Annotated in this window: 12 protein-coding genes; 1 reads left to right on the top strand and 11 read right to left on the bottom strand. The window is 75.9% G+C overall.

Translation table 11 applies throughout. The features are described 5' to 3' along the window. Positions 1-42 precede the first annotated feature (42 nt). Positions 43-1,110: an NAD(P)-dependent alcohol dehydrogenase gene (locus AB0910_RS12745; RefSeq protein WP_366744577.1), complete on the top strand. Its 1,068-nt coding sequence runs from the start codon at positions 43-45 to the stop codon at positions 1,108-1,110. Between the two features lie 52 nt (positions 1,111-1,162). Here AB0910_RS12745 and AB0910_RS12740 read toward each other — a convergent pair whose 3' ends face one another. From AB0910_RS12740 to AB0910_RS12690, 11 genes are all read right to left on the bottom strand, one after another. Beyond that, positions 1,163-1,900, bottom strand: coding sequence for a (2Fe-2S)-binding protein (locus AB0910_RS12740; RefSeq protein WP_366744576.1), 738 nt, complete (start codon positions 1,898-1,900; stop codon positions 1,163-1,165). An 83-nt stretch (positions 1,901-1,983) separates the two neighbouring features. Further along, complete coding sequence (locus AB0910_RS12735) at positions 1,984-3,567, bottom strand: glycosyltransferase family 39 protein (RefSeq protein WP_366744575.1); 1,584 nt, start codon at positions 3,565-3,567, stop codon at positions 1,984-1,986. Positions 3,568-3,655: 88 nt separating this feature from the next. Continuing rightward, entirely contained in the window at positions 3,656-4,828 is a 1,173-nt protein-coding gene (locus AB0910_RS12730) for a serine hydrolase domain-containing protein (RefSeq protein WP_366744574.1), read from the bottom strand. An 85-nt stretch (positions 4,829-4,913) separates the two neighbouring features. After that, positions 4,914-5,831: an alcohol dehydrogenase catalytic domain-containing protein gene (locus tag AB0910_RS12725; RefSeq protein WP_366744573.1), complete on the bottom strand. Its 918-nt coding sequence runs from the start codon at positions 5,829-5,831 to the stop codon at positions 4,914-4,916. Position 5,832: 1 nt separating this feature from the next. Further along, entirely contained in the window at positions 5,833-6,825 is a 993-nt protein-coding gene (locus tag AB0910_RS12720; protein ID WP_366744572.1) for a BadF/BadG/BcrA/BcrD ATPase family protein, read from the bottom strand. Next, positions 6,822-7,868: a hypothetical protein gene (locus AB0910_RS12715; protein WP_366744571.1), complete on the bottom strand. Its 1,047-nt coding sequence runs from the start codon at positions 7,866-7,868 to the stop codon at positions 6,822-6,824. The genes AB0910_RS12720 and AB0910_RS12715 overlap by 4 nt, the downstream gene beginning before the upstream one ends. A gap of 198 nt (positions 7,869-8,066) precedes the next feature. Then, positions 8,067-8,894 (bottom strand): GntR family transcriptional regulator, encoded by an 828-nt coding sequence (locus AB0910_RS12710; RefSeq protein ID WP_366744570.1) that lies wholly within the window; start codon positions 8,892-8,894, stop codon positions 8,067-8,069. Between the two features lie 84 nt (positions 8,895-8,978). Next, positions 8,979-9,956: an NAD-dependent epimerase/dehydratase family protein gene (locus AB0910_RS12705; protein WP_366744569.1), complete on the bottom strand. Its 978-nt coding sequence runs from the start codon at positions 9,954-9,956 to the stop codon at positions 8,979-8,981. A gap of 5 nt (positions 9,957-9,961) precedes the next feature. Continuing rightward, positions 9,962-10,822: a sugar phosphate isomerase/epimerase gene (locus tag AB0910_RS12700; protein ID WP_366744568.1), complete on the bottom strand. Its 861-nt coding sequence runs from the start codon at positions 10,820-10,822 to the stop codon at positions 9,962-9,964. Next, positions 10,819-11,601 (bottom strand): ThuA domain-containing protein, encoded by a 783-nt coding sequence (locus AB0910_RS12695; protein ID WP_366744567.1) that lies wholly within the window; start codon positions 11,599-11,601, stop codon positions 10,819-10,821. The genes AB0910_RS12700 and AB0910_RS12695 overlap by 4 nt, the downstream gene beginning before the upstream one ends. Before the next feature lie 85 nt (positions 11,602-11,686). Continuing rightward, complete coding sequence (locus AB0910_RS12690) at positions 11,687-13,342, bottom strand: hypothetical protein (protein WP_366744566.1); 1,656 nt, start codon at positions 13,340-13,342, stop codon at positions 11,687-11,689. Between the last annotated feature and the right edge of the window lie 30 nt (positions 13,343-13,372).

The following is a 13,372-nucleotide window of genomic DNA, read 5'->3' as shown; positions in this document are numbered from 1 at the left end:
TCCAAAACAGACCGAAAAGTTTGTCTGTTTTTTGGAGAGCTCATGCGTACCACCACCGGCTGGCAGAGCAACGCCGAAGGCACCTTCGCGCTCGACCGCGTCACCATCGAGCGCAGGGACCTGCGCGACGACGACGTCGCGGTGCGCGTCGACTACTGCGGCGTCTGCCACAGCGACCTGCACCGGATCAAGAACCTGTTCGGCGAGGGCCTGCTCGTGCCGGGCCACGAGTTCACCGGCACGGTCACCGAGGCAGGACCCGCCGTGACCGGGCTCGCGCCGGGCGACCGGGTCGCGGTCGGCACCCTCGTCGACTCCTGCGGCGCCTGCCCGATGTGCGAGGCGGGACAGCAGAACTACTGCTACGAGGGCCCCACCACCACCTACGGCGGCACCGACCGCGTCGACGGCACGCCGACGAGGGGCGGCTACAGCGGCGAGTACGTGCTGCGCGCGCCGTTCGCCCACCGGCTGCCCGACGCGCTCGACCCGGCGGCGGCCGCGCCGCTGATGTGCGCGGGGATCACCATGTGGGAACCCCTGCGCGCGGCCGGGATCGGGCCGGGCAGCCGGGTCGCCGTCGCGGGCCTCGGCGGCCTCGGGCACCTGGGCGTGAAGCTGGCCGCGGCGCTCGGCGCCGAGGTCACCGTCCTCAGCCGCACCGCGGACAAGGCGGCCGACGCCCGCGCGCTCGGCGCGGCCGACGTGCTCACGACGGACCGGTTCGCCTCGCCCGCGGCGCGCGGGCGCTTCGACCTGGTGCTCGACACCGTGCCGGCGCCGCACGACTTCGGCCCGTACCTGCACATGGCCGCCCTCGACGGCACGGTGGCCGTGCTCGGCTACCCGCTCCCGGCCACGGTGCAGATCATGGACCTGATCCACGGCCGCAAGAGGCTCACGTCCTCGGGCACCGGCGGGCTGCGGTACACGGCCGAGCTGCTGGAGTTCTGCGCGGAGCACGGGATCGCCGCCGACGTGGAGGTCCTGCCGTCGGCCCGGGTCGCCGACGCGCTCGCCCGGCTCAGCAAGGGCGACGTGCGCTACCGGTTCGTGCTCGACCTGGCGGATCTCGCGGACCTGCCGGCGCCCGCGCGGGCCGCGGCCTGAGCCCGCGCCGCGCGCCGATCGCGTGCCGGGCGCCCGGGGCCGTACGTCCTGGTCAGCCCAGGACGCAGTCGCCGCAGACGGCGGTGGCGCGCTCGGCGCGGGGCGAGGCCCTGTAGTACAGGCAGCAGCTGCGGCGGCGCAGCCCGCCGTCCTGCTCCGCGGCGAACGTCCCCGCGAGCTCGGGCCTCGCCAGCAGCGCGGCGGCCGCAGCGCGCACCGGGCCTGTGCGCTCCGGCGCGGCCGCCACCAGTGAGACGACCGCGCCGCCGACCGCGGACGCGACGTTGCCCCACAGGAGGTGGCGGGAGACGGAGAGCGCGGCGAAGGCGTCGCCGAGCGGCCCGAGCACCCCGGCGACGAGCGCGTCGGCGGCGTCCTCGACCTCCACGCCCGGCCCCGTCAGCAGGTCGCGGGGGAGCGACAGGGGAAAGGTGCCGCAGGACGCAGGGCGCATCCGCAGGGTGTCGAGGCGCGGCGCCACCGGCAGGTCGTGCAGCGCGGCGAGCGCGAGCACCGGGGAGATGAGGCGCGCGGCGAAACCCAGATGGCACACGGACACGGCGATCCTGCGCTCGAAGGCGTCCGGCGCGACGCCGTGCCGGGCGGCGAGCCGCTCCCGCACGGCCCGCACCCGCCGGTGCACCGCCGCGGGGTCGTCGACGAACGCGGCCAGCGGGAACCAGCCGTCCGCGACAGCCGAGCCCGCCGCGTGGCTGTCGCACCCGAAGAACGGCCCGTACCCTGCGAGGGCGTCGAGCAGCACGGTCGTACGGGAGGTGGCCGGAGTCATGCCCTCCATCCTGACGGCGCGGCGCCCGGTCCGCTTGCCGGCGGGCAGGGGACGCGGTGCCGGGACGCGCGCCGGGCGGTGGCTCAGCGTGCTGCGGTGCCGGGGCGCGCGCCGGGCGGGCAGTCGCCGGGGCGGGCGTACAGGAGTATCTGGGCGCCCTTGGCCTGCACCCGGGTGCAGACGGCGAAGTGGTCGCGCAGCAGGGCGCGTTTGGCTCTCTCCGCGCGGTCCGTGTCGAGGGGCTGGCCCGGCGGGTCGGTGAGCGCGACGATCCTGCGGGCCGCGAGCACCCGGCGCGCCACGGCCGCCGGGGGCGCCTCCACGCCTTCGAGCGTCGCGGTGCCCGCAGGGGTGCCGCGCAGCGCCAGGTCGGGCAGGCCCCGGTAGGCGCCCGGGTAGGAGAGCCGCCACTCGCGCCGCCGCGCGGGCAGGAACAGCACGCCGTCCGCGCCGCCGCGCGCCGAGACCTGCCGCACCGCGCGGGCGATCGCCGCCACGTCGTCCTTGCGGCTCTCCGGCGTCCGCATCTCCAGCGTCACCGGCAGCAGCGCGAGAACGGCGAGCGCCGCCACCGCCCGCACCCCGTACGGCGCGAGGCGCCGCACGGCGGGGGCGCCGGGCGCCGGGCGGTACGCGAGCAGCAGGTCGAGCACCTGCCCGAGGAGCAGGGCGAGGCCCGCGTACGAGTAGAGGACGTAGCGGTCCAGGTAGACGGGCCGGTACACGGCGGCGGCCAGCAGCAGCGCGGTCGGCAGGACCAGCAGCGGCAGCCCGAGCCCGGCGGGCGGGACCGGCCCGGCCCGGCGGCCCGGCGGGCGCGGCAGCCGCGCCGCGCCGTACGCGCACCCGGCGCCGAGCGCCATGACCGCCGTGATCTGCGCCCACTGCGCGGCGCCGGGACCGCCGATCCAGGACACCTGGTCCGACTGGCCCGTGCTGAACACCGCGAGCGGCGCGACCGCGGCGAGCGCCGCGCCCGCGGCGACGGCCCACCGGCGCCGCGCACGCCGCTTCGTGCGGCAGGTCAGCACGGTCACGCCGTGCGCCACCAGCGCGAGGACCGCGAACTCGTGCAGCCAGCCGGCCGCTGCGCCCGCCGCCGCGTACCCGGCCCAGGTCCACCGGCCGCCGCCGTCAAGGGCCCGTACGAGGAGGTATGTGGCGAGCGCGACGAGCGCGCACACCGACGCGTACGACCTGCCCTCCTGCGCGTACATCTGCACCAGCGGCGCCAGCGCGAACACCGTGCCCGCGCACAGGCCGGCGCGGGCCCCGGCGAGCCGCCGCCCGGTGAGCGCGACCAGCGCGGCCGCTGCCGCCGTCGCCGCCACGGACGGCAGGCGCAGCGTGACGAGGCCGCCGTCCCAGACCCGGAACAGGCCGTGCATCAGCAGGTAGTAGACGCCGTGCACCGCGTCCACGTGCCCGACCAGGTCCCGTATCTGCCCGGCGCCGCGGTGCGCCACCTGATACGTCACCGACTCGTCGCGCCACATCGAGTCCTGCCGCGTGAGGCCCCACAGGCCGAGCGCCAGCGCGAGCAGCGCGGGCGCGAGCGCCGTGCCCCACGCCCCGGCGCGCCGGCCGCCCGCGCGGCCGGCCGGCGGCCGCACCGCACCACCGCGCTGTCGGGGCAGGGTGACGGAGGTCAGGACGCGCGGCGGCATGACATCCGACCGTACCCGCAGCGCCGCGCCGCCCCGGCCCCGGCCCGGACGCCGGAGCGCGGGCCGGGCGCGGCCTCCGGGGCGCGGCCTAGCCGAGGGACGTCCGCACGGCCTCCACCAGGGAGGCTGCGCGGATGTCGCCCGGGCTCTCCACGATGTGGTTCATCACGTAGCCGAAGGCGAGGCCGCGGTCCTGGTCGGCGAAGCCGAGGGAGCCGCCCCTGCCGGGGTGGCCGAAGGCGCGGGGGCCCGTCAGGGGGGCCGCCTTGGTCGGCAGCGCGTATCCGGTGGCGAAGCGGCTGGGGAAGGCCATCACCCGGTCGGGGCCCGCCGACTGCTCGGCGGTCGCGGCGGCCACGGTCGCCGGCGTGAGCAGGCGCACGCCGTCGACCTCGCCGATCAGCGCCGCGTACAGCCGGGCGAGGGCGTGCGCGGTGGCGATGCCGTTGGACGCGGGCATCTCCGCCGCCTGCACCTCGGGCGCATCGAAGTCGATCGCGGCCGGATCGGTGATCGCGAAGGCCCTGTTGGCGAGGGACTCAGGGTCGCGCAGCGCGGCGAGAACCGGGCGGTACTCCTCGGGGAGGCTGTCGAGCGGCACGGTGGCGAGGTCGACGGCGGGCTCCGCGTAGACCATGGCGCTCACCCGCTCCTGCTCCTCGTCCGGCAGGCCGATGAAGAAGTCGAGGCCGAGCGGGGCGGCGATCTCCTCGGCGAAGAAGCGCCCCGGCGTGCGCCCCGACACCCGGCGGATCACCTCGCCGACGAGGTAGCCGAAGGTCCTGCCGTGGTAGCCGTGCGCCGTGCCGGGCTCCCACTGCGGGCGCTGCGCGGCCAGCGCCTCCACCATCGGCTGCCAGGCGAGCGCGTCGGCGAGCGGCACCGGCCGGTCGAGCGCGACCAGGCCCGCCCGGTGCGCGAGGAGCTGGCGCACGGTGATGCCCGCCTTGCCGTTCGCGGCGAACTCCGGCCAGTACGACGCCACCGGCGCCTCCAGGTCGAGCTCGCCGCGCTGCGCCAGCAGGTGCGCCGCGGTCGCCGTCGCGCCCTTCGTCGCCGAATACACCAGCTGAAGCGTGTCGCGCTCCCACGGGACTCCGGCCTCCGGGTCCGCGCTCCCGCCCCACAGGTCCACCACCGGCTCGCCGTCCCGGTAGACGCACACCGCGGCACCGATGTCGTCGCGCCGCACGAAGTTGGCGGCGAACGCCTCCCGCACGGGCTCGAACCCGGCCGCAACATACCCCTGGATCTTCGTCATGGCGCCATCCTCCCAGCGGGGTACGACAACACCCGCGCGTCGGCCGTGAGCTGGGGCGCGCACCCCGAGCGGCCGCCCGCGGGCCTCAGGCGCCGCCCGGGGACACCACGCACTTCACGAAGCCCGCGGGGCGGTCGTGGAGGAGGGCGAAGCCGCGGTCGACCTCGGTGAGGGGGACCCGGTGGGTGAGGAGGGGCGCGAGGGTGAGGCGGCGGGCCGCCATGAGGGCGAGGCCCTCGGAGAGCGCGGCGAGGTGGCGGTGGCGCTGCGGGGTGAAGCCGTTGACGAGGGTCACGCCCCGGTACCACAGCTCGACGTCGAGCTCGCGGGGGCCGCTGTGATGGTAGCCGCCGACACACAGCGTGGCGTGGGCCGCGGTGAGCAGGCCCGCGCAGCGCAGGCCCCGCGCCGTGCCGGTGAACTCGACGACCACGTCGAAGGAGCGCTCCTGCGCGTCCTCGGGCGCGCACACCTCGTGCGCGCCGAGCACGGTGGCGAGGGCGCGCGCCTCGGGCACCGGGTCGACCCCGACGAGCACCGCGGGCGCGTGTGCCGCCGCGGCCTGGAGCGCGATCAGCCCCATGAAGCCGAGGCCGACGACGGCGACCCGCTGCCCCGGTCGCAGCCCGCTGCGCGACAGCGCCTCCAGCACGCACGCCACGGGCTCCCCGAGCACCTCCTCCACGGCGACGCCCGCGGGCACCGGCAGCAGCGCGCGTGCCGGTACGTTGACGGTGTCGGCGTACGCGCCCGAGGCGAAGCCGGTGACGGCGTCGCCGACCCGCCAGCCGTACACGCCGCTGCCCAACGCCGTTATCTCGCCGGACAGTTCGTGTCCGAGCCGGGTCGGCTCCCCGCCCTTGTGCCCGGCCCACGCGGGCAGTTCTGACGAGCAGATGCCGGAGACCGCCGTGCGCACGGCGACCTCGCCGGGGCCCGGCGGCACGTCGGGCGCCGCCACCGTCTCGCTCGTACGGGCGGACACCACCTGGGACCAGCGCATGTCAACGGCCTCCTGACCGGACGAGGTTACGGGCGAGGGCGAGCGCCCCGCGCACGGGCGGGACGCTCAGCAGGGTGGGCGCAGCGCCCGGCACGGCGTCGGCCAGGCCCGCGGCGAACGCGTCGAACAGCGCGGGCTGCGCGGCGATCGCGCCGCCCGCGGCGACCACGGCGTCGGCGCGTGCGCCCCTCGCCACCAGCAGGGCCACCAGGGCGGCGAGCGCGCGGCCGCCGTCCGCGACGACGCGGCGCGCGAGCGGGGACCCGGCGTCGGCCGCCGCGAACACGGCGGGCGCGTGGGCCCCCCAGGTCTCGACGCCGCCGTCCCAGCTCATCGCGGCGGCGAGTTCGTCGAGGCCCGGCCGGTCGAACGACGCGAGCAGCGCCCCGGCCAGCGGATCGGACACCCCGCCGGGCCCGGCCGCGTCCGCGGCGGCGAGCACCGCGCGCGCCGCCTCCCGTACGAGCGCGGAAGCGGAGCCCTCGTCGCCGAGCACCCACCCCCAGCCGCCCGCCTTGAGGTGGCCGCCCGACGCGGCGTGGCGGCCGACGGCGATCGACCCGGTGCCCGCGACCACGCCGATGCCGTGGTCGAACCCGGCGGCGGGCACGAGGAGTTCGGCATCGTTGACGACGGTCACGGGGACGCCGAGCAGCGCCGCCGTGTGCGCGGCGAGCCGCTCGCACTGCTCCGGCGTCTCGCAGCCGTGCGCACCCACCGCGACCGCGGCGGGCCGCGCGGTTCCGGCCGCGGCGCCGACCCGTGCGGTGAGCCAGCCGGCCGCGTCCCGCAGCGACCTGGTCGTCCAGCCCTCGCTCGGCACGGTGTGCTCGCCGAGCAGAGCGCCGCTCGCCGCGTCCGCGAGCGCCAGGGTGGTCTTCGTGCCGCCGGCGTCCACGCCGACGACGGCCTCTCCTGCCGCGCCCGCCGGGTCCGTACCCGCGCCCGCCGGGGCGTGACTCCCCTGCGCCCGGCGGGTGTCGGGGCCGCTCATGCGACGGGCTCCTCGGTCTTGGTGTCGTCGTTGCGGAAGACGAACTCCTCGATCTCCACGCCCCTGCTCGCCGCGAGCGTCCCCGCGAGGCGCTGCACGACCACCGTCTCGAGCACCGTGCGCACCGCGAGCGGCACGCCGTCCGGCACGGGCGCGACGAACAGCGCGCCGCCCGGCACGTCGGAGGCGGCGAGCGGCGCCGCCGTCACCGCGAGCGTCAGATGCCCGGCGGCCGCGAGGGTACGGGCGAGCCGCACCTCGCGGCCGTCGCCGACCACCACGTGCAGGGTGCGGCCCGCCGACTCCATCGCGCCGTGCAGGTAGTTGCGGGTCACCATGGCCGCCGCGGGCACCCGGCACACCTCGCGCAGCAGCAGCGCGCCCTCCTCGGCCACGGAGAGGGCCGCGCCCGCGCCCACCAGGTCGGCGGCGGCGACGGACGCGGCGCGGTCCGCGACCGCGTCCACCGCGGCGCCGACCGTGCGCTCGTACCGTTCGAGGCGCTCGCCGATGCCGTCCCACTCGGCGGCGGCCCGCGCGAGCGGCACCCCACAGAGCGCGCCCGCGATCAGCGCGAGGCCGATCAGGGTGCCGGTGTAGCCGACGGTCGAGGCGTAGCTGTCGGGTTCGCCGCCGAGGTCGACGACCCGGCCTGCGGCCGAAGCGACCGGCGAGGGTGCGGTGTTGACCAGTGCGGCGGTGCGCTCGGGGCCCGCGGCGCGCAGCGCGTCGAGCGTCTCCGTCGAGCGGCCGGACTGCGACACCCCGACCACCAGGTCCGCGTCGTCGGTCGCCGGGCGCGGGCCGAGGTCTCCGGCGAGCAACCGCCGTGCGGCCACGCCCCGCCCGGCAAGCAGCCGGACGGGCAGGGCGAGCGCGGCATGGCTCGCGCCGATGCCGACGAAGGCGGGCCGCAGCGCGTCGAGGGGCGCGTCGAGCGCGCCGATCCGGTCGGCGACGCGGGCGGTGACCCGTTCGAGGGCGGCGGGCTGCGCCGCGCGGCCCTCCAGGTAGGGAATGGTCCCCTCGGGCACTACGGACACGGCAGGGTTCCTTTCACGGCCGGCCGCCGCGCCGCCGGCCCGGGCCCCGGCGCCCGGGCGGGCGGCGCGGGTCCCGGCGGCGGCGTGGCCGGTCCTGTGCGTGGGTGGAGGTGGCGCCCGCGGCCCGCGCGCGGGCGGTGCGCGCCGGTCGGGCGCCCGCAGCGGGTCGGGACACGCGGGACGTGGGGTGCGGGAGGTTCAGAGGGAGCCGCCGCGGACGAACGACGTCCGCAGCCGGTACCGGTCTCCCCGGTAGGTGATGGTGGTGACGAGCACGGTCCTGCCGCTCGCGTCCGCCATGGACTGCTGCATCACGAGGACCGGGTCGCCCGGCGCGAGCCCGAGGTGCTCGGCGAGCTCCCCGGGGCAGCCCCTGGCCTCGATCATCGACTCGGCGTTGACCGGTTCGCACCCGGCCGCCGTCAGCTCGGCGAGCATCGACGAGCGGGTGAAGTCGGCCTCCGTCAGATGCGGCGCCAGGTGCAGCACCACCCGCGAGGCGTCGATGCCGATGGGCAGGTCGTCGAGGCAGCGCACCCGGTCGAGGCGGAACAGCTCGGTGCCCGCTGCGACCCCGAACTCGTCGGCCTCGTCCAGGCTCGCGGGGCCCGTCTCGGCGCGCAGCACCCGCGACGACGGCACGAGCCCCTTGCGCAGCGCGGTCTCCGTGAACGATTCGAGGGAGTTGGGCCATTCGCGGTCCGCGCGCTCGGGGCCCTGGGACTCGCCGCGGTCGGCAGGGCCGCGGCCGTGCGGCGCGGCGGGCGTGGGCGCGCCCGCCGCGTACCAGCCGCGGCCGTGCGAGTTGCGCAGCACGCCCTGTTCGCCGAGGTGGGCGAGCGCGCGCCGCAGGGTGACCCGGCTGATGTCGAGCTGCGCGCACAGCTCGCGCTCCGCGGGCAGCCTGCGGCCCTTGGGCAGGGAGCCGTCCCTGACGCGCTGTTCGATGACGGCGGCCGCCCGCACCCAGAGGGGCTCGTGGTGGTCCACGGTGAGGGGCGCCGTGCCTTCTGGCGTCGTGTTCACCGGTTTCCCGTCCTTCCCTGCCGCCGCCGGCGCGCCCGCGCCGCTCCCCGCTCCATCGTCCCACCGGGCGCGCTGTGCGGGGGCTCAGTCACGGCGCACCCCGGCCAGCCGGTCGAAGGCGGCGTCGACGTCCGCGTTGACGCGCTGCCGCGCCGGGTCGGCCTCGTACCACCGGAGTATCTCATCGGCGCCGCGCGCGAACGGGACGGCGGCGGGCAGGCCGGGGGCGAGGCGGTGCAGCTTGCTGTTGTCGTAGACAAGGGAGTGCCGGAAGTCCTCGGTCAGTACGGGCCCCATCCAGGCGATCTCGCGGCCGATGTCCTCACTCGAACGGTGCACGAGCAGCGGCTCGACACCGGCGGCGCGGGCCAGCGCGACATGGATGGCGTCCCAGGTCAGCGGGGTGTCATGGGTGATGTGCAGGGACTCGCCCGTCAGCCGGTCGTCGCCGAGCACCGCGCACAGGGCGCGCGCGAAGTCCCGTGCGTGCAGCAGGTTCCACAGCGAGGTGCCGTCGCCGTGGACGACGGCGGGCAGGCCGCGCCGCCACCGGTCGACGACGGTCCACCCGGCGAGCACCGGCACCACCGTCTCGTCGTAGACGTGCGCCGCCCGCACGATCACCGCGGGGAAGCCGTCGCGGTACGCGGCCTCGACCGCGGTCTCGCACTCCAGCTTCAGCCGCGGGTAGTCGAAGGCGCCGGCGCGGCGCGCCGAGGACTCGTCCACCGGCAGCCGCGGCGCGGGCCGCGCGTACACCGAGCCGGTGGAGATGAACACGTACTGCCCGACCCGGCCGGTGAAGCGGGCCACGTCGGCGGCGACGTGGTCGGGGTGGTAGCCGATGAAGTCGACGACGACGTCGAACGCCTCGTCGCCGAGGACCGCGTCGACCGCGGCCGCCTCGCGCAGGTCGGCGCGGAGCACCCGTACGCCGTCGGGCACCGGGCGTCCGGTGGCGGTGCCGCGGACCAGCACGGTCACCTCGGTGTCGCGGGCGGCGAGTTCGCGCACGACGGCCGCGGAGATCACGCCGGTGCCGCCGAGCAGGAGTACACGCATGGGGGTCACACCTCTCCTGAGGCCAGGCCGCGGCCGACGAGGTGGTCGTAGGCGCGGCCGAGCAGCTCGTACATGTCGTGGTGCGAGCGGTCCATCTCCACGATGTTCCAGCGCACATGCGGGTTGGCGGCCGCGGCCGCGTCGACGTCCACGACGCCGTCGCCGAACGGCACCATGTAGTCGTCCATGCCGCGCGCGGGCCCGTCCTTGAGGTGGACGGACTCCAGGCGCGGGCCGAGCCCGGCGGCGACGGCGGCGGGGTCGGCGCCGCCGGTGTGCGCCCAGTAGGTGTCGAGTTCCAGCACGACCGCGGGGTCGAGCGCGTCGAGCAGCACGTCGTACGCGGTCCTGCCGCCGAACGCGGCGCGGAACTCGGCGAAGTGGTTGTGGTAGCCGACGCGCAGGCCGCGTTCCGCCGCGTTCGCCGCGCCCTCGTTGACCCGGGCGAGGCCGCGCAGCATGGTGGCCTCGTCGGCGAACTCCTCGGGCTCCAGGCTCCATACGAGGGTGTCGGCGCCCGCCTCCTGGTACATGTCGAGGACCGCGGCCGCCTTCTCCCCCGCGGGGAACGGCGCGTGTGCGCTGCACAGCACGAGGCCCAGCGCGGCGAGCCGGTCGCGGACCGCGCCGGGCGCGTGCCCGTACAGGCTGATGGTCTCGACGGCCGGGTAGCCGAGCTCTGCCACCTTCTCCAGCACGCCGAAGAGGTCCAGGGACGCCTGCTCGTGCAGCGACCACAACTGGGCCGCGATCGGCGGCGGTCGGTGCGCGGGCGCGGCGGGCGCCGGGGCGGGCGCGGGCGCGGGCGCGGGGGACGCCGGGCCCGGGGTGTCAGCGGCTGTTGGCCGCGGGGGTGTGGGGGTCATGCGCCGTCGCCTTCCTCGTGCGGTGCGTCGTGGTGGCGGGCCGCGCAAGGACCGATCGTCCTGGCGTTGCCGAGCGGCCAGCGGGTCGACCAACTCGCCACCTCCGCCTCGTCGTCGAGCCCGGCGGCCCACAGCACGGCCTGCCGGACCAGCTGCCGGAAGCCGGGGTTGCCCCAGGCGCGCGGGTCGTGCCCGAGCGCGCTGTAGCAGACCCGGCCCGCGCCGTGCTCGCGCACGTACACCACCGGCTCGGCCGTGCCCTCTGGGGTGCGGCGCTCGGCCAGCACGCGGATGTCGTCCGCGTACTCCAGCAGGTAGTACTCGTCGTCGATGGCGAAGTCCGCGAGGTACCGGGTGACCGGGTGGCCGGCCGTGACGCGCACGTCGAAGCGGCCCTCCGAGCCGTGGCTGCCGTGCGAGAGGTACCGGGAGCCGATCAGCCGGTGCGCGGCGGCGTCGGCGCCGAGGCCGCCGGGGCCGAAGCCGAAGAGGTTGCTGGCGTGCAGCGCCACCACGCCCTTGCCCGCGGCGACCAGGTCGGACAGGGCGCGCTGCTGGGCGGGCGCGAACACCGTGGACGAGCGGTACAGCACGTACACGTCGGCCTCGGCCGTCGCGGGCAGCGGGTCGGTGAAGCGGTCGAGGCCGACCGCGCGCCCCGCGGGAATGCCGGCCTCCGCGACGATCTCCTGGAGCGCCAGGGCCGCGCCGATCAGGTCGTGGTGGAGGTCGGTGCCCTCCACCACGACCAGGGCCGAGGCTGAGCCTCGCAGTTTCATCGGGGTCCTCCCGCTCCTCTCGTACGCGCGGCGGCCCGTCCTGCGCCGCACGGCGCGGCGGGAACCCGGCCCTCGGGGCCGCCCGTCATGACTTCTTCGCGGACTGCGCGTACTCGCGCGCCATCTGGTCACCGCCGTTCTGCTTCCATGTGCGCACGGCGTCCTTCAGGGACGAGGCGGGCGCCCTGCCGAACGCGACGGCCTTCATCGCGTCCTGCATGTGCTGGGTGAGCGCGGCGCCCTTGGTGTCCTTCGTCGGCGAGTACAGGTGCACGGCCGGGTTCTTCAGGAACATCGGCGCGACCTTCATCTGCCAGTCCCAGTTGGCCTTGTCGACGCCGGGCGCGCCCTGCGGGTAGCAGAGGGTCTGCGGGCCGCCGACCGTGAACTGGATGCTCAGGTCCTGCTCGCGCTGGCCCCGGTCGGTGACGACGGGCACCCCCTTCTGGAGGGTGTAGTCCGTGCCCTTCTGCCCGTAGTTGATGACGAAGGACTCCTTGCTGCCGAACGGCGCCGCCAGGTAGTCCATGGCCCGCAGGAAGCGCTCGACCCGGGCCTTCGGCGCGCTCTTCTTGATCATGGTGACGGCGTAGGCGCCGGAGTTCTCCCAGTACAGCGGCTTCCCGCCGTCCTTCTCGAACGGGACCATCATCCCGAACTGCAGGTCGCGGTCGGTGGCGACGATCCCGTAGGCGCGGTTGCCCTCCTCCATCAGGACGAGCCTGCCCGCGCGGAACAGCGAGTCGTGCTGCGTCTTGCTCATGGTGGGGGCGTCCGGGTGGAAGTACCCGGCCTTGAACAGCTTCCCTATCGCGTCGATGGACGGGATGAACTGCTCGTGCTCGTAGGAGGAGACGAAGGAGCCGTCGCCGCGCCGCGTCCACTGGTTGGGGACGCCGAACATCATCATCATGGTGTTGGCGAGCGCGACACCGCTGTCGGTGCCGCCGAACGCGTAGACGCCGGCCCGGTGGTCGGTGACGGCCTTCGCGAGGGCCGTGAACTCCGCCAGGTTCTTCGGCGCCGGGTCGGCGCCCGCCCGCTCGACGACGTCGGTCTTGGTGTAGATCAGGGTCTCGAAGACCGGGTCGGAGCGCGGCACCCCGTAGATCCGCCCGTCGAAGTAGCCGTTGGCCCAGCCGCTCTCCTGGATGCCCGCGAGGTTGGGGTACTTCTTCACCGCGTCGCCCGACAGGTGCTCGCTCAGGTCAGTGAACTCGCTCTGCGCGAGCTGCGGGAGGCGCGAGAGGGGCACGTACATCGGGACCGAGACGACCTCGGGCAGGTCGTTGCCCGCGACCAGCGCGGGGAACTTGGTCTGGAAGTCGCCCGAAGGGATCAGCGTCCCCTTGATGTCGAGGTTCATCTCCTTGTTCAGGAGCTGCCAGTAGGCGTTCTGCGAGACGGGCGGCGCGGGCTGGCCGTACGTCATCGCGAGGAACTCGAAGTCCTTGCCGTCGCCGACCTCGGTGTGCACACTGCGCGCCCCGTCGAGCGGGAACGACGCATAGACGTCCATCACACCGGCCGCGTTGCCCGGGTAGGTGGGCTTCGGCGCGTTCGGGCGCACGTATGTGGGCATCGGCACGGACGAGCCGGTGCCCGGCGCGCTGCCGGAGCCGCCCGAGCCGCCGTCGCCGCAGGCGGTCAGGGTGGACAGGGCGCCGGCACCCGCGGCGGCGATCGCGGCGCCCTTGAGCAGGCTGCGCCTGCTGAGCTGCGGAAGCTGGGAACGAGTCATGTCACTCCGTGGAGGAGGGGGCGTGAACCT

It is taken from the genome of Streptomyces sp. NPDC047002, from assembly GCF_040704505.1.
Taxonomy (GTDB): Bacteria; Actinomycetota; Actinomycetes; order Streptomycetales; family Streptomycetaceae; genus Streptomyces.
Note: the sequence above shows the minus strand (reverse complement) of the source record. Positions and strands in the feature narration are given on the sequence as shown.